This is a genomic window from Anaerovibrio lipolyticus (genome assembly GCF_021531495.1).
GTDB lineage: Bacteria > Bacillota > Negativicutes > Selenomonadales > Selenomonadaceae > Anaerovibrio.
In genome coordinates this window covers 30303-56177 of the sequence record NZ_JADYTY010000013.1, presented here as the reverse complement: position 1 = coordinate 56177, position 25875 = coordinate 30303, and the positions used below count along the sequence as shown (strand labels likewise).

Annotated in this window: 26 protein-coding genes; 2 read left to right on the top strand and 24 right to left on the bottom strand. The window is 41.6% G+C overall.

Annotation, left to right across the window (positions count from 1 at the left end; genetic code table 11):
- Positions 1-121: 121 nt before the first annotated feature.
- The 9 genes from I6E26_RS06325 to I6E26_RS06290 form a co-directional block, all read right to left on the bottom strand.
- Positions 122-1519 carry a DUF2130 domain-containing protein gene (locus I6E26_RS06325; protein WP_235321004.1) on the bottom strand — a complete coding sequence of 466 codons (1398 nt, stop codon included), beginning with the start codon at positions 1517-1519 and terminating at the stop codon, positions 122-124.
- 57 nt (positions 1520-1576) lie between these two features.
- Positions 1577-1714 carry a toxin-antitoxin system HicB family antitoxin gene (locus I6E26_RS06320; RefSeq protein WP_268824831.1) on the bottom strand — a complete coding sequence of 46 codons (138 nt, stop codon included), beginning with the start codon at positions 1712-1714 and terminating at the stop codon, positions 1577-1579.
- Between the two features lie 188 nt (positions 1715-1902).
- Positions 1903-3609 (bottom strand): DUF262 domain-containing protein, encoded by a 1707-nt coding sequence (locus I6E26_RS06315; protein ID WP_235321003.1) that lies wholly within the window; start codon positions 3607-3609, stop codon positions 1903-1905.
- 12 nt (positions 3610-3621) lie between these two features.
- Complete coding sequence (locus tag I6E26_RS06310; protein ID WP_268824825.1) at positions 3622-4326, bottom strand: type II restriction endonuclease; 705 nt, start codon at positions 4324-4326, stop codon at positions 3622-3624.
- Positions 4247-4480 (bottom strand): DpnII family type II restriction endonuclease, encoded by a 234-nt coding sequence (locus tag I6E26_RS11225; RefSeq protein ID WP_268824824.1) that lies wholly within the window; start codon positions 4478-4480, stop codon positions 4247-4249. Before I6E26_RS11225 ends, I6E26_RS06310 begins: the two co-directional genes overlap by 80 nt.
- A gap of 93 nt (positions 4481-4573) precedes the next feature.
- A complete protein-coding gene (locus I6E26_RS06305; RefSeq protein WP_235321002.1) occupies positions 4574-5272 on the bottom strand; it encodes a restriction endonuclease in 699 nt (232 codons plus the stop codon).
- Positions 5273-5313: 41 nt separating this feature from the next.
- A complete protein-coding gene (locus I6E26_RS06300) occupies positions 5314-6126 on the bottom strand; it encodes a DNA-methyltransferase (protein WP_235321001.1) in 813 nt (270 codons plus the stop codon).
- Between the two features lie 42 nt (positions 6127-6168).
- Positions 6169-7005, bottom strand: a complete 837-nt coding sequence (locus I6E26_RS06295; RefSeq protein ID WP_235321000.1) for a DNA adenine methylase — start codon at positions 7003-7005, stop codon at positions 6169-6171.
- A 26-nt stretch (positions 7006-7031) separates the two neighbouring features.
- Positions 7032-7775: a TRM11 family SAM-dependent methyltransferase gene (locus I6E26_RS06290; RefSeq protein ID WP_235320999.1), complete on the bottom strand. Its 744-nt coding sequence runs from the start codon at positions 7773-7775 to the stop codon at positions 7032-7034.
- Positions 7776-7874: 99 nt separating this feature from the next.
- On the opposite strand from I6E26_RS06290, the gene I6E26_RS06285 reads away from it, so the two are divergent.
- A complete protein-coding gene (locus I6E26_RS06285) occupies positions 7875-8114 on the top strand; it encodes a helix-turn-helix domain-containing protein (protein ID WP_235320998.1) in 240 nt (79 codons plus the stop codon).
- Positions 8114-8779: a MutH/Sau3AI family endonuclease gene (locus tag I6E26_RS06280; RefSeq protein ID WP_235321008.1), complete on the top strand. Its 666-nt coding sequence runs from the start codon at positions 8114-8116 to the stop codon at positions 8777-8779. Before I6E26_RS06285 ends, I6E26_RS06280 begins: the two co-directional genes overlap by 1 nt.
- Positions 8780-8872: 93 nt before the next feature.
- Here the strand turns inward: I6E26_RS06280 and guaA are convergent, their stop codons facing one another.
- The 15 genes from guaA to plsX all read right to left on the bottom strand — a co-directional run bounded on the left by guaA (position 8873) and on the right by plsX (position 25873).
- Complete coding sequence (gene guaA, locus I6E26_RS06275; protein ID WP_235321007.1) at positions 8873-10408, bottom strand: glutamine-hydrolyzing GMP synthase; 1536 nt, start codon at positions 10406-10408, stop codon at positions 8873-8875.
- A gap of 123 nt (positions 10409-10531) precedes the next feature.
- Positions 10532-11020: a regulatory protein RecX gene (locus I6E26_RS06270; protein WP_235320997.1), complete on the bottom strand. Its 489-nt coding sequence runs from the start codon at positions 11018-11020 to the stop codon at positions 10532-10534.
- Positions 11020-12066 (bottom strand): recombinase RecA, encoded by a 1047-nt coding sequence (recA, locus tag I6E26_RS06265; protein ID WP_235320996.1) that lies wholly within the window; start codon positions 12064-12066, stop codon positions 11020-11022. Before recA ends, I6E26_RS06270 begins: the two co-directional genes overlap by 1 nt.
- A gap of 216 nt (positions 12067-12282) precedes the next feature.
- On the bottom strand, positions 12283-15471 hold the full coding sequence (locus I6E26_RS06260; protein ID WP_235320995.1) for an efflux RND transporter permease subunit: 3189 nt from the start codon (positions 15469-15471) through the stop codon (positions 12283-12285).
- Between the two features lie 12 nt (positions 15472-15483).
- Positions 15484-16656, bottom strand: a complete 1173-nt coding sequence (locus tag I6E26_RS06255; protein ID WP_328228024.1) for an efflux RND transporter periplasmic adaptor subunit — start codon at positions 16654-16656, stop codon at positions 15484-15486.
- Positions 16657-16849: 193 nt separating this feature from the next.
- Positions 16850-17662: an MBL fold metallo-hydrolase gene (locus I6E26_RS06250; protein WP_235320994.1), complete on the bottom strand. Its 813-nt coding sequence runs from the start codon at positions 17660-17662 to the stop codon at positions 16850-16852.
- A gap of 97 nt (positions 17663-17759) precedes the next feature.
- Complete coding sequence (rnc, locus tag I6E26_RS06245) at positions 17760-18506, bottom strand: ribonuclease III (protein ID WP_235320993.1); 747 nt, start codon at positions 18504-18506, stop codon at positions 17760-17762.
- A gap of 40 nt (positions 18507-18546) precedes the next feature.
- Entirely contained in the window at positions 18547-19791 is a 1245-nt protein-coding gene (gene fabF / locus I6E26_RS06240) for a beta-ketoacyl-ACP synthase II (protein ID WP_235320992.1), read from the bottom strand.
- Positions 19792-19817: 26 nt separating this feature from the next.
- On the bottom strand, positions 19818-20759 hold the full coding sequence (locus I6E26_RS06235) for an NAD(P)H-dependent flavin oxidoreductase (RefSeq protein WP_235320991.1): 942 nt from the start codon (positions 20757-20759) through the stop codon (positions 19818-19820).
- 87 nt (positions 20760-20846) lie between these two features.
- Positions 20847-21077 (bottom strand): acyl carrier protein, encoded by a 231-nt coding sequence (locus I6E26_RS06230; protein WP_235320990.1) that lies wholly within the window; start codon positions 21075-21077, stop codon positions 20847-20849.
- 42 nt (positions 21078-21119) lie between these two features.
- Positions 21120-21863: a 3-oxoacyl-[acyl-carrier-protein] reductase gene (gene fabG / locus I6E26_RS06225; RefSeq protein WP_235320989.1), complete on the bottom strand. Its 744-nt coding sequence runs from the start codon at positions 21861-21863 to the stop codon at positions 21120-21122.
- Between the two features lies 1 nt (position 21864).
- Entirely contained in the window at positions 21865-22806 is a 942-nt protein-coding gene (gene fabD, locus I6E26_RS06220; RefSeq protein ID WP_235320988.1) for an ACP S-malonyltransferase, read from the bottom strand.
- Positions 22807-22907: 101 nt separating this feature from the next.
- Positions 22908-23855: an enoyl-[acyl-carrier-protein] reductase FabK gene (gene fabK / locus I6E26_RS06215; RefSeq protein WP_235320987.1), complete on the bottom strand. Its 948-nt coding sequence runs from the start codon at positions 23853-23855 to the stop codon at positions 22908-22910.
- A gap of 1 nt (position 23856) precedes the next feature.
- Positions 23857-24861 carry a beta-ketoacyl-ACP synthase III gene (locus tag I6E26_RS06210; RefSeq protein ID WP_235320986.1) on the bottom strand — a complete coding sequence of 335 codons (1005 nt, stop codon included), beginning with the start codon at positions 24859-24861 and terminating at the stop codon, positions 23857-23859.
- Complete coding sequence (plsX, locus tag I6E26_RS06205; protein ID WP_235320985.1) at positions 24842-25873, bottom strand: phosphate acyltransferase PlsX; 1032 nt, start codon at positions 25871-25873, stop codon at positions 24842-24844. Before plsX ends, I6E26_RS06210 begins: the two co-directional genes overlap by 20 nt.
- Between the last annotated feature and the right edge of the window lie 2 nt (positions 25874-25875).

Below are 25875 nucleotides of genomic sequence, written 5' to 3'. Positions count from 1 at the left end.
TTGAGGAAGAAATGCTTGCAGTACTTACTGCATAAAGGTTCGCCGGGTGTTCAACTTATTATTGCAATTCGGGTAGAAAAGAACCTGCCTAAAATGAAAAACAGAGGCAAATTTTCCTTAGCTATATTTCCTCAAACATTTTTCGCACTGAGGGAGCGTTTTTGGTCAGCTTCTTGATGCTCAAATCCTCCGCCTTATTGTTGGCCAACCGTAACTGGTTTTCAGAAGAAAGTAACGCATCCTTGGTCTTTTGCAAATGGGTGATGGTTTTGTCTATTTCATCTATGGCTGTTTTGAATTTTTTGCTGGCAATTTCATAATTGCGGCCAAAGCCCTGCTTAAAGGCATTCATATTTTCCTCAAAATGGGCTATATCCAGCTGCTGATTCTTGGCTGCTTCCAGCTCCTGACGATATTTTAGACTATTCAGAGCTGCATTCCGCAACAGAGTAATCATAGGGATAAAAAACTGGGGACGAATTACATACATTTTTTCGTAGCGATAGGAAACATCCACAATACCATTGTTGTATAATTCATTGTCCATTTCCAACAGGGATACCAGAACTGCATATTCACATTTCTTTTCCCGGCGATCCTTATCCAGCTCCTTGAAAAAATCCTCATTTTTATGCTTGGTGGCAGTTTCATCCATCTCGTTTTTCATTTCAAACATAATGGAAATAAATTCTGTGCCTTCCACACTTTCCCGGAAGATAAAATCCCCCTTGCTGCCACTTTTGGCATCATTATCCTTCTCAAAATAGGCTGTCGGAAAGGCCGTCATCCGCAGGGAATTAAACTGTGTCAGGCAATGCTGTTCCAGACTTTCTCCCACCATTTTGGTGGACTGACGAGCCTTGAAATCCTTGTAGTAATCAATCTGCTCGTCCTTTTCCTTTAGTTGCTCATCCTTATGTTTCAGCTTGGCCTCATATTCCCGTTTCAAGGATTCCTCTCCTAGCTGTCTTTCCGTATCCTTATTAGATAATTGATCTTTAAGACGGATAATTTCTGTATTCTTCTCTGCCAATTCCTTATCTTTTAACTGCCGTGCTTCGGAAACTGCCATCTTTTTCTCATTTTCGCCATTAGCAAGTTGTGCTTGCAGTTTTGCAATTTCTTTATCTTGCTCCATGTTCTTAGCAATATAATCCGCCTTTAGAGCATTGATTTCATCGTTTTTTTGTGAAATTTCCTTTTCCTTTGCATTTACAGCTTCTGACACTGCCAAATTCCTAGATATTTCATTGTTCTTAATGCAGGCCTCTAATTCCTGTATTTTTTTATCCTTTTCGGACAGCTCTGAATCCTTGGCCGAAAGAGCTTTATCTAATTGATTTTTCTGTTCCAGTCGAACTAAATCCAAATCCTTTTGTTGGGCGTCTTTCAGCTCTTCCTCTCTTTTTTGTAGTTCCTTGGCAAATTCTTTATCCCGAACCTGCTTCACAATATTAGCATAGCCAGACTCATCAACCACAAAAACCTCGCCACATTTTGGGCATTTAATCTCCTGCATCTCCCCACCTCCTAATTTAATAACTAACAAAAAAATGTTTAACACCATTTATGTAGATTATACTGCATCATTTCTGGATAGAATATATACACAATATTGATTCATGCTAATACCTTCTCTTTGAGAATGCTCTGCCAGTGATCTGTGCAGGCTTCTAGGAATTCTTAATTTAAACTGCCCTGAATAGTCTTTCAGACTGTCTGGCTCTCTGATAACTGTTTTTTCTTGTTGTCAATTAAGTCTCTTGATATTATCACCTCATCCAAAACGCAATTTTACTATTTTATTCTGTACCTATGTAATAAACTTAACATATTCTGTGTTATCTACTGCACTAAATATTGTATAATTAAATGTCCTGTATCTTTGATAAATTAACTATATCATTTTTTATAATCAAATTGTGTTATTTCCAATATATAATTATATACTAACTTACATAAAAACTCTGTTCTTTTTGCAATATTAAATTCTTTATTCTTATATCTTTTGGTAATACCCCTAGCCGTAGCAAAATCCGAATTTTCATAAATTTTATACTTTTCTTCCAGTCTCTTATTATCACACTTAGTATTCAATTTCATTTCCAATGGTATTAAATTACCAATATGTGCATTTTCTTCACTTTCAGAGTCAGGTAAAATATGTTCAATGGTAAATTCTGGTATTTCAAATTTTTGCGACATATATTTTTCTATTATCTCAAGTGTAATCTGAACTCTATGCTTGTTTTTATTACCTTTAAACATCTCGGAATGATTTGACCAGCCTAAATTACGAAATGAATTTAAAAACCAGTCATAATTTGGAATCTTCCCTTTCAAAGTATGACCAAATTCTTTCAGATTATCATAAGAATAATTGTTTTCTAAAATAACAGCATATTTATATATTACATCTTGCAATTTATTTGATTTCTCCTCACCAATCAACGTGTAACATACAAAGAAATTGTATATAAATTTTAACGACTGTTCATATAACGATTCTGATAAATTCCCTAATTCTTTTTGATGTAATAAGCTTAATACTACAGGTCGAAATTGTTCTTGCCTCTTTTTCTTAAAAAATGAAAATACCTCATATTCTATTTCCGTACAATTTTTATCTTCTCCTTGAATTTGAGGATTCACAAATTTCAAATAGTATTCTGATTTAAGTTTTATGTCATTTAATAACGCATTTATATCTGAACCTTTAGTATTTTTATATATTATTCGATAATCTGAATCCTTATCTCCTTGAGCTTTTCCAAAGCGATGCCTTGCATAATGACTTATATACCTTTTGTAATAATTTCCTAACTTTAATTCCATTTCTTCCCATTTTGTTTTTGCTATATCTCTTCTATCCACAGGTTGAATGTATCTCATTATATAGTTTTTTAATAACTCATGATCCTCTAATTCTTGTCCTCTTGCATTTAATATTTCAAAAATAGTGTATGAATCTTCTTCTGAGGTAGAGACAATGCAAACAATTGTCATATTAATAATAGCATTACGTATTTCTAACAATTTGTTAGTATGGTCATTACTATTTTCACATATTCGTTTTATTTCATTATAATAATATTTCAAAGCGTCACCTAAAATTTTATCTTTCTTTTTTGATAAAATTTTTGTATCTACAAAAGCGGCCATTGTCTGGTTTGTAATTATTTTTTTCTCCTCAATTCCTTCAATTAAATTTACCAATGAAATATGATAATCAGACACAATAATTGGCCTCTTTTGATTTCGATTATTCTTAACTCTTATATAGTCTAATGTACCATAATAATCATCATCCATTCCATATTCCACTAATAATTTCATTATTGCAATTAATGCTAGAGCAATAGTTGTTATTCGCTGTTGACCATCTATAATTGTATAATAATCTAATCCATCTTTTTTCCCTTTGTTCTCTAAAACTATACTTCCCATAAAATGGGGTGTAACATCTTTTCTACATGAAAATACAACATCTTCAAGTAATTCTTTCCAATTATTTTCTGTCCACACATATTTTCTTTGATTTCTAGGAATATCAAATACCACTCTATTCAATATTTCACCTATTTGTTTATCATGTGCATCAAAAGACATTTCTTTTCCTCCTTAAATAAACACCTTTTTCATTACTCCATTTTCCATATCATCAATACTATAAATAGTGTCCATAACCTCAAATGTTTCTCGCAAATTGCCTCTAGCACTCTTCCAGCCAATTCCATCTGTAAACCAAACAAATGTAAATCCATCTATTGTATCTGCTTCCTGCGAAAGCATCTTATAACTTCTTGCCGTTTCATTTAACTTTGAACCACCACTCTCATAGAAATTGGTTTCAATTGCATATATCATCTTATCCGTCTTAATCACAAAATCAAATCTCTTTGTTGCTTTCCCCTGATTCGAAAGTGCTGATAAATCAATATTCCATTTGACTTCAATGTCCTTCAGATACATTTCTTTAAAATAATTTACATCCTTTTTAAATCCTGCTGCCACGATGTATTTTTCAACCAGATTCTCCATCTGATGACCACTACGATTTTTACGACCATTAGAGTCCAGACCAGTTTCAATACCTAATGCATAGTCAACTAGGTTATTCACAATATGATTTGCAATCATATCAAACAATCCAGTCTTACGCATAAATACCTTGTACTGCTCCACGCTGTAGTTCATCTGCTTGAAATTATATAGAAATGCCCCTTCCTCATCCTGTGCATAAATCTCATTTCCACGAACTGCAAGCAATAATGGAATGCATTTTAATGTTTCTGGATACTTGGTTATAATTTTTTCCAAACTCATTTTCTATGTTTTTAGAACCGATTAATGAATTCAGAATGTTAAGCTCTACCTTAATTTCATCGATATTCTTAATTACCTTTGCAAAATCTATGTAATAATCATAGATTGATATACTTGGTCTGAATTTACTCATCCATTCATCAAAATATCTCATCTATCAATGCTCCTTTATAGTAATATCTATTTTATCTTCAGAAAATTTCCAAATTGCCTTACATGGATTGTACGAACCATCCTCAGCTATTAATTAAGATTTCTTATACAAATCTGTTACACCTGCAAGATATCCTCTATTCTTTGCTACCGTTAATTCTTTAGGTGACAGACCATTAAATATCACTTTAACTTTATGTACGTCTTCTGGTAACCGATTTGTAATAGCTTTTGGTAATCTTAATATTCTTGCTCGAATGTCATTAGCCGAAATCTGTTTATCCACAACCAGCTTAATCTCTTCGTTTTCTTCAGCGTTTGTTCTATCTTCTTTTACTAAATCATCTGTTTCATCTTTTAATGCATCCATTACATCTTTACTGAATACAGGTGTAAATACAAAACCAATCTCGTTATCAATGCAACTTTCAACAAGTGATTTTACATCTATAAGTATTATCAGACGTGATGAATCTGCTTCTATAAATTTTTCTGTCTTTTTTGAGTAACTTGCAGTTGTTATAAATATCCCTTTACTGCCTGATGGCATCACACCTCTAAGCGCCCTAACTTTTTCAATAGGAATCGTAGTTCCTGGTTTATTTTTCTTTGCCTGAACAAAATAATCAACAGCATCCGCCCCATCAAAACCACCAACACCATATCTTACAGCCTCTAAATCAATTCCACCATCTGAAGAGCGCTGTGTGACACTAACCTCATCTAAACCAATCTTTTCAAGATACACTTTTAAAAAATTACCCGAATACATATTCGCTTTTGAAATAACCATAAAACTGTTCCAAAAATTCACTTATCTTTTCATTCGATATTTCAATATTCTTTCTCACTTTCTAGTACCTTCTCCAATCTTCTCTTAGATATCTCTAAGTATTCTTCACTGACATCAATTCCTATAAACTTTCGTCCGAATCTTACTGTCTCCACCCCTGTGGTTCCTGAACCACAGAACGGATCTAATATAACCTGTCCCTCTTCCGTAGATGCCAATACTATTCTTTCCAGCAAATATTCCGGCTTTTGTGTTGGATGCTTTCCTTCTCTTTTTTCAGAAGGTTTTGTCAGTGTTCCTGTCCATACATCCTTCATCTGCTTGCCGCCATTCATTTCCTTCATTTTATGATAGTCAAAAAAATAACGAGACTTCTTGTCATTCTTCTTTGCCCATAAAATTGTTTCCGTAGAATGCGTAAAGCATCGACATGCTAAATTTGGTGGTGGATTGGTTTTCTGCCATATTATATTGTTGATTATTTTAAAATCTTCCTGCTCTAGTGCCATCCCAATAGAATATATATTATGCAATGTTCCCGATATCCATATTGTGCCATTTGGTTTTAAAACTTTCTTACATAAATTAATCCATTTTCTGTTAAACTTATGTTTTTCTTCAATGCTGGTTCCATTATCCGAAAGCCTATCCCATGAGCCTTTATTTACTGAAACCATTTTTCCACCCTGGCATGTAATACCATTGTTACTTAAAAAATATGGCGGATCAGCAAATATCATATCTACAGATTCTCTTTTCATCTTTACCAGAATCTTAAAGATATCACCTAATATTAATTGTGATTTTTCTGCTTCGTAGTATAATGGCACTTTCTCAATAAATAAGTTATCCATTACCCAACTCCTTTTACCACATAATGATACACGGTGTTATGATCATGAGTAATTGCATATAATTACTTCTTCACCAACTCTATTAGATGCATCCGAATTAATCATGCGCTTAACGCTTACAATATCTATTCTATACCCCTTGTTACCATATAACTCATTAATCAAATCTGTATTATGATTTGTAAGCATACAATAGCAACCTCTGGCTGTTAATTCATCAAATAGTTTTGCAAGGCGTTTATGACTTTCTATATCGAAGCCCTCTTTAGTATAGGATTCAAACGATGTAGGGTTTAATGGTGCATATGGGCTATCAATAAATACGAAATCTCCCCCCTTAGCCTCTTTACAAGCAACTTCAAAATCTCCATCCATAATTTTTACACTCTGTAAATACTCAGAAATTTCCATAATAAGATTTTCATCAACAGAAACTCTACGGCTATTATTATACGGAACATTGAACAGCCCCTTGCCATTTACACGATACAAGCCATTAAAGCAGTGTTTATTTATAAATACAAACAATGCCGCCAACTCTACATCAAACTCCGTCTTCATCAATTTGTCATTGTAATGCTCTCTGAGAAAATAATAATATTCCTTACCGTCCTCCCACATTTCATTGTCCAGCTTCTTTATAGCCTTCAAGAATACTTCTGGTGCATTACAAATCTGCCTATAAGCATTGATCAATGCTTTGTTTATATCATTTATCAGCGCATTTTCAGGTAACAATGCAAATGTTACTGCACCTCCACCTACAAATGGCTCAAAATAATTATTGTATTTTTCAGGCATTCTCTCCTTTATCTGAGTCAATAACTGACGTTTGCCACCAGCCCATTTCACAAATGGAGCAATACTTGAATTACTCATTTATATGTCCTCTTTTCTATGTATGATCAATCTCGTTGGAATACAAATATATATTCATGTGCCAATAGGAGAAAACTATTGCTTCTTTTCTCCCAATAATCCATGGAATGACAATTATGTTGCTCCTTGATAATAATTTCTTTATTAACAAAACCCTCTTGCAAAAAGCATTCCATAGTACGAAATCCTAATGGGATAACCTTCCCGTGTTTTCTTATATCGCCAATCATAATAGCGCATATTTTTCCTTTTTTCAATACACGAAAAGATTCTTTCGCCACTTTCTTCATCTCTGCCAAAAATTCATCTACACCAAGCAGTGAAACATCCCCTTCTATTCCTTTACTGTATTTAATAATATTAGCATAAGGCGGATGGGTACAGATAAAATCTATATGGTTATCCTTGATGAAATGTAATTCCGTAGCACTGCCATTTCGCATAAATATTTTTGAATTTGATTGACATTGAAATTGTAAATTTCTTGCTGAAATTGAAACTGCTTGCGGATTAATATCAATCCCTACTGCATTGCGTCTCAGTAGCTTTGCCTCAACCAAGGTGGTTCCACTACCCATAAATTGATCCAAAATCCACTCGCCAGGATTAGAATAACGAAGTATCAAATTTCTGGGTACATATGGTGACCAATTTCCACGGTACTTTCCTGAATGTGTTGCCCAACTACCTCTGTCCGGAAACGACCAGACTGTCTTTGATTCAAGTTTAAAATTATTGGGATGTAAAAGTATAAGCCATTCCTCCCTCAAATGTTCATCGTTTCATACTATTCTTCTTTCACAATAAGTGAATTTATATAAATATCTTCTTATGAGATAATATTCACAAATAGTGAAAGAGGTGTTTGTATGTATTTCAGCAATGATGCTAGCCTATATAGTACTATAGGTGCGAATATAAAGCATTATAGAGAACAAGCAAACTTAACACAAGTACAACTTGCGGAACAAACAAAAATTAGCATTAGCTACCTTTCTAAAATTGAAGCCGAAGGATGCCATAAAAGTTTGTCCATATCCATTTTAAATCAGATTGCAAATGTACTTGATGTTGATATTGCCGAATTTTTCAAGGAGGTGTCCGATTGATGAAACTTATCGAAGCACAAACTAGAATAGAAAAACTTGCTTATGTCCCGTTCAAAGAATACCTATTGCCCAACCAAGTTCAAGATGCCATGATGAAAATCAATAAGGGAAAAACAGGACAATTATTGGAGCTTACTATTGGATTAGAGCTTTCCAATACACCTCTTGATTTTGAAGATGGAGAATTGAAAACCAACAAATGTGACCGATCAGGCAAACCTTTAGAAACAATGTTTATTACACAAATCGCCTCCATTATCGATGAATTACTAGCTAAGCGCAAATTTCAAGAGACTAAATTATATAAAAAATTTCAACGTTTGCTATACGTCCCGATCAGCAAAGATGGAAATCCAGAAGATTGGATGTATCTACCTCCTATTCAGATTGACTTATCTTTACCAAAATATCAATTTCTTGCCCAGCAACTTGAATCAGACTACTATGACATATGTGACCAGTTAAATCAACAATTATCGGAATCAAACAGATCAACTTTGCATACTGCAAGTGGTAAATTCATTCAAATTCGTACAAAGGATTCCAAACCATATCATCCTATATTTTCCAATATTTACAAACGCGAAATATCAGATAAAAACCGTGCATTTTATTTTAAGAAAGAATTTATGAAATATATTACCGAAATCTCCCACCACCTATAGAGGTAAGGAATATAAAACACCTCGTTATACCTATTTTTCTAAAAAATCCCTATAAAGTCCATAAATACAGACTTTATAGGGATTTTGTGCTATTTACTCAAACTCAATAGTTGCTGGTGGTTTGCTGGTGCAATCGTACATTACGCGATTGACGCCCTTTACCTCGTTGACAATACGGTTAGTTACCTTGTGGAGTACCTCCCAAGGCAGCTGAGCGCTTTCAGCTGTCATAAAGTCGCTGGTCATTACAGCTCGCAGGGCAATAGCGTAGTCATAGGTACGGAAATCACCCATAACCCCTACAGAACGCATATTGGTCAGGGCTGCAAAATACTGGCCCAGATCCTTATCCACACCAGCCTTGGCTACCTCCTCGCGATAGATAGCATCTGCTTCCTGAACAATCTTTACCTTTTCTGCAGTTACTTCACCGATAATGCGGATACCCAAGCCTGGACCTGGGAATGGCTGGCGATTTACCAAATAATCTGGAATACCCAGCTCACGGCCAGCCTTTCTTACCTCATCCTTAAACAAAAGACGCAAAGGCTCTACGATTTCCTTGAAATCCACAAAATCAGGCAGACCGCCTACATTATGGTGGGACTTGATTACAGCAGATTTACCCAAACCACTTTCGATAACGTCTGGATAAATAGTGCCCTGTACCAGGAAGTCTACGGCACCAATCTTCTTGGCTTCTTCCTCAAATACGCGAATAAACTCCTCACCGATAATCTTACGCTTCTGCTCAGGCTCTGTTACACCCTTCAGTTTTTCATAGAATCTATCCTGTACGTTAACCCGGATAAAATTCAGATCATAAGGGCCTTCTGGGCCAAATACAGCCTCAACCTGATCCCCCTCATCCTTACGGAGAAGTCCATGATCTACAAATACGCAGGTGAGCTGCTTGCCAATAGCCTTAGACATAAGAACTGCGGCTACAGAGGAATCAACGCCACCGGACAGAGCACACAGAGCCTTGCCGTCGCCAATCTTTTCCTTTAGCTGCTGAATGGTAGACTCCACAAAGGAATCCATTCGCCAGTCCCCAGCACATTTACATACATTGTAGACAAAATTGCTCAGCATCTTGGAGCCCTCTACAGTATGCAATACCTCTGGATGGAACTGCACTGCATATAGTCCCTCTGCCTCGTTTTCCATAGCTGCCACAGGACATACAGGAGTGCTGGCGGTTACGCTAAAGCCCTCAGGAGCCTGAGAAATATAATCAGTATGACTCATCCAGCAGATAGTTTCCTCAGAAACATCCTGAAAGAGCTTGGAGCCTGTAGAAGCGATCTTTACCTGAGTCTTGCCGTATTCACTAACAGGAGCAGTTTCTACCTTACCTCCCAGAAGATGAGCCATCAGCTGAGAACCATAACAGATACCCAATACAGGCACACCTAATTTAAATACTTCTGTGCTAATAGTAGCAGATTCAGGGGTATAAACGCTGTTAGGGCCGCCAGTAAAGATAATACCCTTCAAATTCTTCATAGCCTTGATCTTGTCCAGACTCAAGGTGTTAGGATGTACCTCGCAATATACATTGCACTCACGTACACGACGTGCAATCAACTGATTGTACTGACCACCAAAATCCAGGACGATAATCATTTCATTAGTCACTCTCTATATTCCTCCTCATGCGTTTTGCAATAACCATTCCATGTCTAAAGACACAGTTTTCACGCTTCCTTTATCCCAATAATTATATCAAAAAAACCACCTGTCAGCAATTTATTCGTCAGCTTCCTTTTCCCATGTATAAAGCAAATCTTCTACAGCATTTCTTGCCACATCATAGTCAAAGCCTTTCATGCAAAGATGCTGGTAAATCTTCTGCTTATCCGCTCCCGGCTTGAATTTGCGACTGATAACCTTATAGGCAGCCTTATATTCCCGTTCCGTAGTATCATCAGGCACAAAGCTTTGCACCAAATCCTTATCATAACCCTGCTGGCGCAGCTTCACCACAATCTGCCGCAGGCTATAAATAGTATTCTGATACATATGCTCAAACCTTCGCTGACAGCCATCCTCTTCCCGCAAAAAATGTTTTTCCTGCAGCCAGTCAATAGTTTCCTGAATTTCTTCATCTGTATATTCCTTACGCTGCAGCTTTTCTGTCAATCGTCTGATGCTTTGATCACTTCGAGCCAAAAAATCCACAGCCTTAGCCTTGCAGGAAGGACGGGGACGCTGGCGCTTAGGCCCTGCTGCTTCCATTAATCCTCAGCACCTCTTGCCTTCTTGGTTGGAGCATTTAATCTCTGCATCACAGCCTCATTCTTCAACATTTCATATAGCTTACCTTCAATTTCTGCCATAAGCTCAGGCTGGTTCCGCAAAATATCCTTAACAGTATCCTTACCCTGGCCTAAGCGATTGCCATTGTAGGAATACCAGGAACCACTCTTGTTGAGAATATCCAAATCTGCAGCAATATCAATAAGACTGCTTTCCTTGGAAACACCTTCACCATACATAATATCAAATTCTGCTACCTTGAAAGGAGGGGCAATCTTATTCTTCACTACCTTAACTCTGGTTCTATTACCCAAAATATTAGTCCCCTGCTTAACTGTATCGAATTTGCGCACATCCAGACGGACAGAGGAATAGAACTTCAAAGCACGACCGCCAGTGGTGGTTTCTGGATTACCATACATGGTGCCTACCTTCTCACGAATCTGATTGATGAAGATAGCCGTAGTTCTGGACTTGCTGATAATACCTGTAAGCTTACGCATGGCCTGACTCATAAGCCGAGCCAGCAAACCTACATGGGCATCACCCATATCTCCCTCGATTTCAGCCTTTGGCACCAAGGCAGCCACAGAGTCCACTACAATAATATCAATTGCACCACTGCGTACCAGAGCCTCTACGATTTCCAAGGCCTGCTCACCAGTATCAGGCTGGGAAACCAGCAGATTATCTATATCTACACCTAGATTTCTGGCATAAATAGGATCCAGAGCATGCTCTGCATCAATAAAAGCTGCCACACCGCCCTGACGCTGGGCCTCTGCTATCATATGCAAGGTTACTGTGGTTTTACCAGAGGACTCAGGACCATAAATCTCAATAATACGGCCTCTAGGAATACCGCCCACCCCAAGAGCAATGTCCAGGGGCAGAATACCGGTAGAGATAACCTCCACATTCATATTGGCTGCGGCATCTCCCAAGCGCATAATGGCCCCCTTGCCGTAGTCCTTTTCTATCTGCTTCATGGCATTTTTCAGGGATTCTTCTCTTTCCTTCTCCATATACTTAAATCTCCTTACTGTCAAACATATTTTACTAATATTATAACAAACAAAAGTTTTTTAGGCAAGAATAATTTCCATTATTTTTCGCTTTTTGTTCTATATAAATATATATAAAAGAACAGTACCCCAGACTTTCCTAGAAAAATCAGAGGTACTGTACTTTACACGCTTATGACTTCTCTAGCGAGCTGTCATAAGACAGTCATATTAAATTTACATATAATCCTTGGAGGTCTTTTTCTTTTCCGTTTTTCGAATACCCAAGGATTTGGCAATATACTCTGTCATTACATAGAAGGCCGGAATTATGAATATAGCCAAGCCTGTAGCAAAGAGCATACCGCCTACTACTGCCACGCCCATACCATTACGAGAGGCAGCACCAGCGCCGGTGGCTGTAGCCAGTGGCAGACAGCCGATAATAAAGGCAAAGGAGGTCATAAGAATTGGACGCAGACGCAAGCCTGCCGCCTCAATAGCCGCCTTCAATGGATTCATGCCTACATCTACTCGAAGCTTGGCAAACTCTACAATCAGAATTGCGTTCTTGGCTGCCAAGCCGATAATCATAATAACACCAATCTGCATGTATACACTGTTCTGCAGACCAGCATTTGGCACGCCATCCAAAGCCTCCACAATGGACATGAAGTACTCTGAGAACAGGGCACCAAAAACACCTACAGGTACGGAAAGCAATACCGCAAATGGTACACTCCAGCTTTCGTAGAGAGCTGCCAAGCACAGGAATACAAAGACCAGTGCCAAGGCCAATACCTGAGTTGTGGAGCTGCTGCTCTTCTTCTCCTCACGAGCCTGACCAGACCATTCAATGCCATAGCCATCAGTTGCTATCTCTCTAACTACTTCCTCAATAGCAGTCATAGCCTGACCAGAGGAATAACCGTTACCAGCATTACCCTGAATGCTGATGGAGCGGGAGCCGTTAAAGCGGCTGATGGTGCTGGCACCAGTTGTCTCTCTTGGCTTCAACAGAGAATCAAGAGGTACATTCTGGCCAGTCTTGCTGCGAACATACATAAAGCGCATACCATCCACACTGCTGCGGAAGCTTTCGTCTGCCTGTACCATTACCTTGAAGGTACGGCCAAATTCATTATAGTCATTTACCTGGCTGCCACCGTAGAAAATCTGCATGGCTGTAAATACATCAGACATGCTGACACCCATAGCCTTAACCTTTTCTCTATCAATATCGTATTGATAAACAGGAGAATTAATGGAGAAGGTGGAACGCACACCCTGCAGCTCAGGCCGCTGATTGGCTGCAGCCAAAATCTTTTTGGTTACCTGATCCAGCTCTTCATCTGTATGGCCGGACAAATCCTGCAGCTCCATCTGCCAGCCGCCTACGGTACCCAAGCCAGGCAAAGCAGGCATATTAAAGGCAATTACTCTAGCCTCTGGTGCTACCTTGGCACCAACGCCAAAGGTCTTGTTAATAATAGCATTAATCTGAGTTTCGGCTGTGGTTCTATCCTCCCAGCCATTCAGGCCTACGAACATGGCACCAGCACTGGACTTACCACTAAAGGCCATAATATCAAAGCCAGGAATACCCATAACACTCTCAACGCCATCCACCTGCTGCACAGCACCAGACAGCTTCTCAATAACCTTTTCGGTCTGGTTCAGAGAAGCACCTTCTGGCAAGTTAACAGCTACAGCATAGTAGCCCTGGTCCTCATTTGGTACAAAGGTAGAAGGAACTATCTTGTACAAAAGACCAGTCAAGCCACAGACAATAACAATAAATACTACTGCTACCTTGATATGGCCGATAAACCAACCAACTACACCCTGATACTTCAAACGGACTACGTTAAAGGCCGCATTGAATTTGCAGAAGAATCTGCCCAGCAGTCCTTCATCATCCTCCTTGGTATGAGGCTTCAGAATAGTGGCACACAGAGCAGGAGTCAATGTCAGCGCCACGAAAGCTGACAAAGCCATGGATATAGCAATAGTCAAGGCAAACTGACGATACAGCACACCCATCATACCACCCAGAAAGGCTACTGGTATAAATACTGCAGCCAGTACAAAGGCAATGGCTACTACAGGACCCTGTACCTCATCCATAGCACGCTCAGTAGCATCCACAGGATTCAGGCCCTTTTCCATGTGAGCTTCTACATTCTCGATAACTACAATAGCATCGTCAACTACCAGACCGATAGCCAATACCATGGCAAACAGAGTCAGAGTGTTGATGGAGAAGCCTAGGAAAGTAAAGGCAATAAAGGTACCAATCAGGGATACTGGTACAGCCAGCAGCGGAATCAAGGTTGCCCGCCAATTCTGCAGGAAGACAAATACTACCAGCACAACCAGCAGCAGAGCTTCAACAAAGGTTTCCACAACCTCGGTAATAGAAGCATGAATAAACTTGGTGCTATCTACAATCTCGTCAGCCCGCAAATCTGGTGGGAAGTCCTTCTGGGCTTCTTCAATAATTTCTTTAACTTCGGCTACAGTAGTCATGGCATTGGCATCACTGGTTAACTGAATACCAAAGCCTACAGCTTCCATATTATTGTAGGTGGTACCAAAGTTATAGTCCTTGGCACCGGTTTCTACTCTGGCAATATCCTTAATGCGGACATACTGTCCATCATTGGAAGCCCTGATAATAATATTGCCAAATTCCTCTGGTGTAGTCAAACGGCCATCAATTTTACCGGTGGCCTGCTTCTCCTGGCTTTCTGCCAAAGGAGGAGCACCTACAGTACCAGCAGGTGCCTGCACATTCTGCTCATTAATAGCAGCTACAATGTCAGAGGAAGTAATGTTCAACTCTGCCATCTTAGCAGGATTTACCCAGATACGCATGGAATGATCTGCACCAAATACCTCTACAGAACCTACACCGCTAACACGCTTAATTTTGTCCAGCAGATAAATATCTGCATAGGTTTTCATCCATACTCTGTCATAGGTCTTATTTGGTGAGTACATGGCAATCATCAAAGCCATATCGCTGGAGGATTTGCTGGTAACAACACCATTGTTTTTAACAGAATCTGGCAGACTGGCATTGGCAATGGCAACATTGTTCTGCACCTTTACAGAATCCATATCGCCATCGGTGGCCAAATCAAAAACAACACTCAGACTATAACGACCGGAATCTGCTGCAGTAGAGGACATATAGTCCATACCCTGAGTACCATTTACCTGCTGCTCAATAACCTGAGCTACTGTCTCATTTACAGTTTTGGCATTAGCACCTACATAGGTAGTGCTTACAGAAATTGTCGGTGGTGAAATCTGAGGATACTGTGCGATTGGCAGCTGTACTGCCGCCAATACACCGATAATAACAATCAGCAAAGAGATAACGATTGCAAATATCGGCCTATGTATAAAAAACTTAGACAAGTGGACGCCTCCTTACAAATTGCTTTCAGTCAGAGAGAAGCCCATATCCTCAGGTGTTACAGTGGTAACATTCATGTCCATACCCTCAGTCAAGGAGGTAAGACCTTCTACCACAACCTGCTCATTGCCGGTAAGACCACTGTTGACAACATAATAGCTGCCTACCTTGGTACCTAGCTCTACATTAACAGCCTTGGACTTGCCATCCTCTCCTACAATCATAACAAAGGACTTGCCCAGCAGCTGCTGAACAGCTCTCTCAGGCACCAGCTTGGCGTTGTGCAGAGTATCACCTACCAGCTTGGCTCTAGCAAACATACCTGGTACCAGAATACCATTTGGATTATCGAACTGGGCCTTAACAATCAGGGAACCGGAATTATCCTGCATAGCACGGTCAACCTCCACAATATGACCATCTACAGGATATTCAGAGCCATCACTGAGCTCAATACGTACAGACTTGCTTGGCAAAGCATTGCCTGGGGTAACATTAGCCCCTACATACTTCAAGTATTCACTTTCACTGATACTGAACTGAACAAATACAGGGTTGCTGGAGCCAATGGTTACCAGCACAGTATTACCTGCTGCAGCATAAGTGCCCTCAGCCACATCGTCAACAGCCAGTTTGCCGCTCATAGGGGCATAAACTACAGTATCATCTACATTCTTCTGGGCCTGCTCTACCAGGGCAGCCATAGCATTAACATTGGCCTGCTGAGCCTCTGCCTGAGCCCGCATAGTAGTAACAGTCTGCTCGGAAACAGCAGCAGATGCCAGCAGCTGTTCATTCCGCTGCAAATCAATCAAGCTGTTGTTATAGGTGGCCTGAGCCTGAGCCAGATTGGCCTGAGCCTGCAAAAGAGCGGCTCTATAGGTACGATCATCAATTTTGTACAGAGGCTGTCCAGCACTAACATACTGACCACCCTTAACATATTTTGCCGTAACTGTACCAGATACTCTGGCCTGTACCTTAACCTCATCTTTACCCTTAACAGATCCAGCGTATGCCAGCTCCAATGGGGTATCCTGCACCAGCACGTTCATGGCCTTTACCTGAGCACCGCCAGCCATTTTCTTAGCCTGCTGGCCTCCCATGCCACTAAACATTACAACTGCAGCAATGACAGCTATGGCAATAACTGCCCCTACTATCAGTTTTCCTTTCTTAGATAACAAATCTACCTACCTCCTATTAATATATATCCAACATAAAATAAAAACATACATCCCCATACATGATACATTCGCCAATGTTAAAAGTCAACATGATATATGGGATTCATGAAACCACAGTATAGTATACGTATTTATTATGAAAAAAACTTGAAAGATACAAATTGCCTTCTACAAAGCATAAAATCTTAAAGGCTTATCCTAAATTAATAACCTCTAAATCCTCTGGTACATACACATTACCCTGGAAATATTTGCTGCATTCTGCCCCATATTCTTCCTTGCGAGTAGCCAAGGTTTTATCCTCTGTATGATAAAGCACCACATTTTTTACTCCCAGCTCCTGAGCCAGCTCACCAGCTTCTTTAGATGTACTGTGATTTTTCTCATAAGGCTTGAATCTGTCCCTATCACCGTATTTGCAGAAGGCCTCAGACAGAAGCCAATCCACACCCTGGGCATATTGAATACATTTAGGATTATATGGCTCATCTCCTAAGCAGGTCAACACCTGACCATCATCGGCAAATTCCATGCGATAGCCAAACTGCTTGGCCTTGGTGGAGAAAATATCAAAGGCTGTCAGCTTTAGCTGTGGCAATTCCACCACTTGACCATCCTTTACTTCGTGAATAAGAATATCCCTGCCTACATTAGCCAAATCCTTTTTCTTCAACATCATGGCACACATGGTATTCAGCATATCTGCCACTACATCATGACAATAAATATGCAACTGCCCCTCATATTTGCCATTATTCATCAGAGATGCAATTTTACGAATCATCCACACTGCACCTAGAATATGATCTGTATGACCGTGGGTAACAAACATATGATGAATGCGGCTATAATCTGCCTCAGCCTGCTCCATCTGGCGCAAAATGCCATTGCCGCCGCCAGCATCTGTCATAAACAGCTCTCCATCAGGCAATTCAATCAAAAAACAGGTATTAAAAATCTTTGTTACCATAGCATTGCCAGTTCCCAGCATAATCAATTTCTTCATATACATCGCTCCTAATCATCTCCACTAAAGAGAAACCTTTTCCCTTGCCAGCTTCTCTAAAATATCAATTTATTTCATTATACAAAAAAAGAAGCAATTATGCTTCTTTTTTTATACGTTTATTCAAAATTTCTAAAGCTTGGCGAGCTGCCTGTTGTTCAGCCGCCTTTTTACTTGGACCCTTACCTGTTCCTAAAACTTCGTTATTAAGCTTCACAGCAAATTCAAACACCTTGGCATGATCAGGCCCGCTGGCACACAAAAGCTCATATACCACATGGCTATCAGCCTTGCGTTGTACCAACTCCTGCAGCATGGTCTTGTAATCCCTGACCTTGGTGCTGCCATCCTCAACCTTGTTGAGGTGATCTTCCAACTGTCTCAATACATAGCTCTTAGCCTTTTCCCAGCCCTGATCCATGTAGATAGCACCAATTACAGATTCAAAGGCATCCTCCAGAATAGATGACCGCCTACGTCCACCGGATGTCTGCTCTCCATGTCCTAACAACAGGTAATCTCCCAAATGCAGCTCCGCTGCCCTGCTGGACAGGCTGGCTTCACATACCACCGCTGCCCTGGCCTTTGTCAGATCACCCTCAGGAAGTCCAGGAAAATGATTGAAGAGATAGGTGCTGATAGCAAGCTCCAGCACCGCATCTCCCAAGAATTCCAAGCGCTCATTATGCTGTACCTTGGTTCTAGCCTCATTGGCATAAGAGGTATGAGTCAAGGCCTGATGTAGCCAGCCGATGTGCCGAAAATTCACTCCCAATCGTCTGGATAGTTCCTCCAAACGACGACGGCGTTCAGCTGTAATCCGATCATTTACTCGATCATTCATAATAAAACACTTCAACTCTAATTCATTTCCTTATATTCAATTATTTTGCGTATTTCTTCAGAACCAGACAAGCATTGTGACCACCAAAACCAAAGTTATTGGAAATAGCAGCACGAACAGTCTTAGCCTTAGCCTTATTTGGTACATAATCCAAATCCAGACCCTCATCTGGAGTCTCATAGTTAATAGTAGGAGGCAGCATATCATTCTCTACAGCCAAAGCAGTAGCAATAGCCTCTACACCACCAGCAGCACCCAGCAGGTGACCAGTCATGGACTTAATGGAGCTTACGGATACATCCTTAGCAGCCTCGCCCCATACAGTCTTGATAGCCTCAGTCTCACCCTGATCATTCAGATGAGTAGAAGTACCATGAGCATTTACATAATCAACCTCTGCTGGCTCCAAGCCTGCATCCTTCAAGGCCAAAGCCATGCACTTAGCCTGCAGCTCACCATGAGGAGCTGGGCTGGTAATATGATATGCATCAGAGTTAGAACCATAGCCTACAACCTCTGCATAGATATGAGCACCACGCTTCTCAGCGTGCTCCAAAGTCTCCAGGACAACAATACCGGAGCCCTCACCCATAACAAAACCACTGCGGTTAGCATCAAATGGACGGGAAGCATGAGCTGGATCATCATTGTGGTCCATGCACAAAGCCTTCATAGCACAGAAGCCTGCTACAGCAGCAGGAGAAATACTTGCCTCAGTACCACCTGCCAGCATTACATCTGCATCACCACGCTGCAATACACGGAAAGCATCACCAATATTATTGGTGCCAGTAGCACAGGCAGTTACAACACAGCTGCTTGGCCCCTTCAAACCAAAAGCGATGGATACATGACCAGCAGCCATATTACCAATCATCATTGGAATGAAGAATGGGCTGATACGGGAAGGTCCCTTGTCAAACAGCTTCTCATACTGGCCATGCATAGTTTCAATGCCGCCAATACCGCTGCCTACAAAAGTACCAATTCTCTCCAGATTTTCCTGCTCCAAATCCAGCTTGGCATCCTCAACAGCCAGTTTGGCTGCTGCCATAGCAAACTGAGCATAACGGTCAATGCGCTTGGATTCCTTCTTGTCCATATAATCGGCTGGGTCAAAATCCTTAACCTCGCCGGCAATCTGTGCCTTGTACTCTGCTGCATCAAAGCGGGTAATTTTATCAATACCATTCTTGCCGGACATCATGGCATCCCAGAATGCCTCTTTGCCGGTACCTACAGGACTTACAACGCCCAGACCGGTAATAACAACGCGATTAGACAAAAATAACACCTCTCAATTGATTCAAATTAAATAGCTGCCAGCTCTGCCTGAAGCTGCTGGAAGATTTCCTCCACAGTCAAAATCTTATCGATTGTAGGCAGATACTCGCCGGTAAATACAAGACCTGTTTCTACATCGCCCTGCTGAGCACGGCTCAGAGCACGAATAATACAGAAATTATGCTTGCAGGCCTTGAGACAGTTGTCACACTTAGTTGGCGGTACAGGACCTTCCATGATGCGCTCGGCCCACGGATTACGAACTGCACGTCCAGGCAAGCCTACAGGGCTGTGGATAACCACTACATCCTCTGGCTTAGCCTTGAGATAAAAATTCTTTAAGGCAGGGGCGCTATTAGCCTCTACACTAGCGGCAAAACGAGAGCCCATCTGGACACCGCTTACACCCATGTTTATTAAATCAGCAATATCCTGGCCACGCAAAATACCACCGGCGGCAATAACAGGAATATCCACAGCTGCCACAATATCAGGAATAATCTCCTTGATAGACTGGTCAGTGCCTAGATGTCCTCCTGCCTCCTTGCCCTCTACCACAATGGCAGCCGCGCCAAGACGCTGAGAAATTTTCGCTAATTTTACTGATGATACAATTGGAACCACCGGCGTACCGGAAGCCTTGCCCAAGGCAAAAATATCCCTTGAAAAGCCTGCACCTGCCACTACTAGGTCGATACCCTCATCAATGGCTGTATTAACCATTTCAGCAAACTTCTTTGCCGCAAACATGATGTTGATACCAATAACACCCTTGGACAGTGACCGAGCCATCCTGATTTCATAACGGAGTTCCTGTGGTGTCATGCCAGAGGCAGCAATCAAGCCTATTCCACCCTGATTAGCCACAGCGGCAGCCAAAGCACCAGTGGATAAACGAATAGCCATACCACCCTGCATAATCGGAACCCTTGCAATCTTAGTACCAATTTTTAGTTCAGGAAGCTTCAAACTTATTCCTCCATTCTTAGGCCACTTGCCTTTGTCAGAAAATCCCGCGAAATACATCACGGGACTTTCCCAAAGGTAAGACACTAATTATTTGTTCTGGTCAATGTAGGAAACAACGTCCTGAACGGTCTTAATCTTCTCTGCAGCCTCATCAGGAATCTCGATACCGAACTCCTCCTCGAAGGCCATAATGAGCTCTACGATATCCAGGGAATCAGCACCCAGGTCATCAATAAAGGTAGACTCGATAGCAACCTCGTCTGGCTCAACGCCCAACTGATCAACTACGATATCTCTTACTTTCTCAAAAGTAGACATGTGTGTTTCACCTCCTCTTAACAGATCTCTATATATCTTTTATTACATAACCATGCCGCCATCAACGTTGATGACCTGGCCAGTAACATAAGATGCACAATCAGAAACCAGGAACAATACTGCATTGGCTACATCCTCTGGCTTACCAGGACGTCCCATAGGAATACCTGCCACCATAGCCTCTTTTACCTTATCGGAAAGAACAGCAGTCATGTCGGTTTCGATAAAGCCTGGTGCTACCATATTCACAGTAATACCACGGCTGGACAGCTCCTTGGCCATGGACTTGGAGAATCCAATCAGTCCTGCCTTGGCAGCTGCGTAATTGGCCTGGCTGATATTGCCAGTAAGACCAACTACAGAAGTCATATTTACAATGCGGCCATAACGCTTCTTCATCATCAGCTTAGTTACAGCCTTGGTGCAATAATATGCGCTCTTCAGGTTAGTATTGAGAACAGCATCCCAATCCTCTTCCTTCATCCGCATCAGCAGATTATCTCTGGTAATGCCTGCATTGTTCACCAAAATATCTAAGCCGCCTAATTCATCTACTACGGTTTTAATCATAGCATCTACAGCCTGGCCATCAGATACATCAGCCTGAACAATAATCGCTTTGCCCCCCTGAGCCTCAATCATAGATTTAACCTCTTCGGCAGCAGCAGTATTACCTGCATAATTAATAGCGACAGCAGCACCCTCCTGAGCTAGGCGCAAAGCAATGGCTCGTCCTATACCGCGAGAGGCTCCTGTTACCAGCGCAACTTTACCCTCTAAAAGCATATTAGCGAACCTCCTTGAAATAGTCAAGAGATTTTTCTAAAGAAGCTACATCTTCCACATTAAGACTGGTAATCGTCTTATCAATGCGACGGTTAAAACCGCAAAGAGTCTTGCCAGGACCTGCTTCTAACAGTACATCAGCACCAAATTCCTTCATGCGGGCTACACAGTCCTCCCACAGTACAGGGCTGGCAGCCTGAGCTACCAAGCTAGCCTTGATATCCTCAGCCTTGGTAAGAATCTCAGCACTTACATTGGCTACTACAGGAATCTTAGCATCGGAAATAGTTACCTTATCCAGCTCTACAGCCAGCTTCTCAGCAGCAGGCTTCATAAGAGTACTATGGAATGGAGCACTTACTGGCAGGATAACAGCTTTTTTAGCACCTGCTGCCTTCAGCTCCTCTACAGCCAGCTCTACACCCTTGGTGGCACCAGCAATAACGATCTGGCCAGGGCAATTGAAGTTTACGGCCTGAACAGGGCTCTCAGCAGAAACCTGCTGACAAACCTCTACAATCTTATCACGATCCACACCGATAATAGCAGCCATGCCGCCCTCTCCTACAGGTACAGCCTCCTGCATGTAAGAACCTCTCTTGTGTACCAGAGCAACTGCATCCTGGAAATTCAAAACGCCAGCTGCCACCAGAGCAGAATATTCACCCAGGCTATGACCACCAGTAATCTCTGGCTGAATGCCATTTTCTTTCAAAATCTCATTGGCAATGCAGCTAATGGTCAAAATAGCTGGCTGAGTATTAGCAGTCAGCTTCAGGTCCTCCTCAGGTCCCTCAAAGCACATCTTCATGATGGAATAGCCAAGAGCCTCATCGGCCTCCTTGAACATCTTCTTTGCCACATCATAGTTGTCATAGAAATCCTTGCCCATGCCAACCTTCTGTGCACCCTGTCCTGGGAATACAAAAGCTAATTTACTCATTTTTACCTCTTTCTTATTACATCAACCCACCCTCAAAGATAGGCCGGGAGCTATAATCCCTAAAAGCACTCCCTTATGATAATTGGTAATCTATAGAAAAATTACTTTAATGTATTGTGAACTCTTTCACCTACGGCTGGAATGCCGCCAACCAGCTCCTCAATAATGGTAGCAACTGGCTTAATCTCATGGAACATACCACTAATCTGACCAATCATAACAGAACCATTCTCCACATCACCCTTATGGGTAGCCAGATTCAAACGGCCAGCGCCAAATTTCTCCAGCTCTTCTACGGAAGCATTGTGGCTTTCCATTTCTGCATACTCACGAGTCATCTTGTTAGCCAAAACGCGCACAGGATGGCCAGTGGAACGACCGGTAACAACAGTAGAACGATCCTTGGCCTTCAAAACCAAATTCTTGTAGTTTGGATGAGCAATACACTCCTCAGATACTACGAAGCGGGAGCCCATCTGTACAGCAGAAGCACCCAAAGCAAAGGCTGCCATAATACCACGGGAATCACCAATACCGCCGGCACCAATAACAGGTACATCTACAGCATCTACAACCTGTGGAATCAAAGCCATAGTAGTAATCTCACCTACATGGCCGCCAGACTCAGTACCCTCAGCAATAACAGCATCTACGCCAGAACGCACCAAACGCTTAGCCAAGGCAACAGAAGCTACTACAGGAATAACCTTGGTACCTACTTCCTTCAAAGCTGGCAGATACTCAGCAGGATTGCCTGCACCAGTAGTAACTACGGCTACACGCTCATCAATTACTACCTCCATAACCTCTTTGACAAAAGGAGACATCAGCATGATGTTTACGCCAAATGGCTTGTCAGTCCATTTCTTAGCCTTCTGAATCTCTGCCCGAAGCAGATCAGGAGGCATATGGCCGGCACCAATAATACCAAGGCCGCCAGCATTGGATACAGCGGAGGCCAGCTCAGCAGTACCAATCCAGGCCATACCGCCCTGGAATATAGGATATTTAATATTTAATAATTTACATATTGGATTTTGTTCAAACATCTTAATCCTCCTTAGACCATCTGATAATGCAGGAGGCCCATGTCAAGCCTGCACCAAAACCAGACAGTGCTATGATGTCTCCCTTTTTAAACCGCTTAGCTGCAGCTGCCTCTGCCAGCGCAATAGGAATACATGCCGCTGACATATTACCATACTTGTGAATATTCACAATTACCTTGTCCATAGGCATGGACAAACGCTTGGCTGCAGATTCAATAATGCGGATATTAGCCTGATGAGGCACCAGCCAGTCAATCTTCTCCTGTGGCATATCAATCTTTGCCAAAGAATTTTTGACGGTCTTGCCCATTGCCTTAACAGCAAATTTGAATACATCCCGGCCATTCATGTGAATCAGATTTAGTTTCTGATCAATGGACTCCTTGCTAACAGGCATCAAACTGCCGCTGGAAGGAATCTGGATGGCATCTCCGCCGGAACCATCACTGCCCAGATCAAAGCTAAGAATGCCATAGCCTTCCTCAACCTGTCCCAGTACAGCTGCACCAGCACCATCACCAAATAATACGCAGGTATTACGATCTTCCCAGTTAATGTACTTGGAAAGAGTCTCTGCACCAATTACCAGTGCCTTCTTGTAGGCACCAGTCTCAATAAACTGGGCTGCCACACTGGCAGCATAGGCAAATCCGGAGCAGGCTGCAGACAAATCAAAGGCCGCCGCATGCTTGGCTCCTAAAAGATTCTGAATCATACACGCAGTAGACGGAATAATTCTATCAGAAGTCAAGGTAGCCACAATGATTAAATCCAAATCCTCAGCAGCTACACCGGCATCAGCCAAAGCAGCCTTAGCTGCTCTTAGAGCCAGATCAGACATAGGCTGATTATCCTCAGCTATACGACGCTCCTTGATACCGGTTCTTTCTACAATCCATTCATCACTGGTTTCTACAATCTTCTCCAGATCTGCATTGGTCATTATTTTCTCAGGAACATAAAATCCAGTTCCCAGAATACCTGCATTACAAAGTTTCGCTGTCATTCGCTAGCAACTCCTCCTCTGCGATACTGTCACGGATATGTCCCGTAACATCATTCCTTACGCACTCTATAGCAACGCCGATAGCACTGCATATAGCCTTAGCGTTGGAAGAACCATGACATATAATACAACAGCCGTTAACACCCAAAAGTGGTGCACCGCCATATTCGGAAACATCTAGTCGCTTGCCTAACTTCTTCAATGCCGGCATAACCAGCACTGCACCCAGCTTGGCAAAAATGCCTCCTTGTTTAATTGCATCCTTGATTAGCTGGAACAAAGTTACAGCCAACCCTTCTGCAAATTTTAGCACAATATTGCCAACAAATCCATCACAAATTACAACATCTGCCTTGCCAGTAGGAATATCACGGCCCTCAATATTGCCGATAAAATTCACATCCTTGGCCTGCTTCAGCATAGGATAGGTGGCCTGAACCTTTTTATTGCCCTTGGTTTCCTCCTCGCCGATATTCAACAAACCAACAGTAGGATTCTCCAAGCCATAAACATATTTGCTAAAGATGGAACCCATCATGGCCATTTCAGTCAGATCCCTGGGTTTGGAATCCACAATAGCACCTGAATCCAAAAGCAGGGCTACACCATGGGTGGAGGGCAAAGGGGTAGCAATAGATGGTCGATCAATGCCCTTAATCATCTTTAGAAACATCTTGGCTGCTACAGTAGCAGCTCCGGTGCTGCCTGCTGACACAACGCCATCACAGTCACCAGTCTTAACCAATTTGGTAGCTACTACCAAGCTGGCATCCTTTTTATGACGGATGGCCTCCACAGGATGCTCACCCATCTCTATAGCCTGACTGGCATGCTGTATAATCAATCTAGGCTCATCCTTGATACCGTTTTTGTCCAGCTCAGCCTGAATCTTATCCTGATCGCCAACCAAAACTATTTCACATTCTTCATATTTATGGACGGCCTCTATCGCACCTAGCACAATCTGCCCAGGCGCGTAATCGCCTCCCATTGCATCAACTGCAATCCTCACAA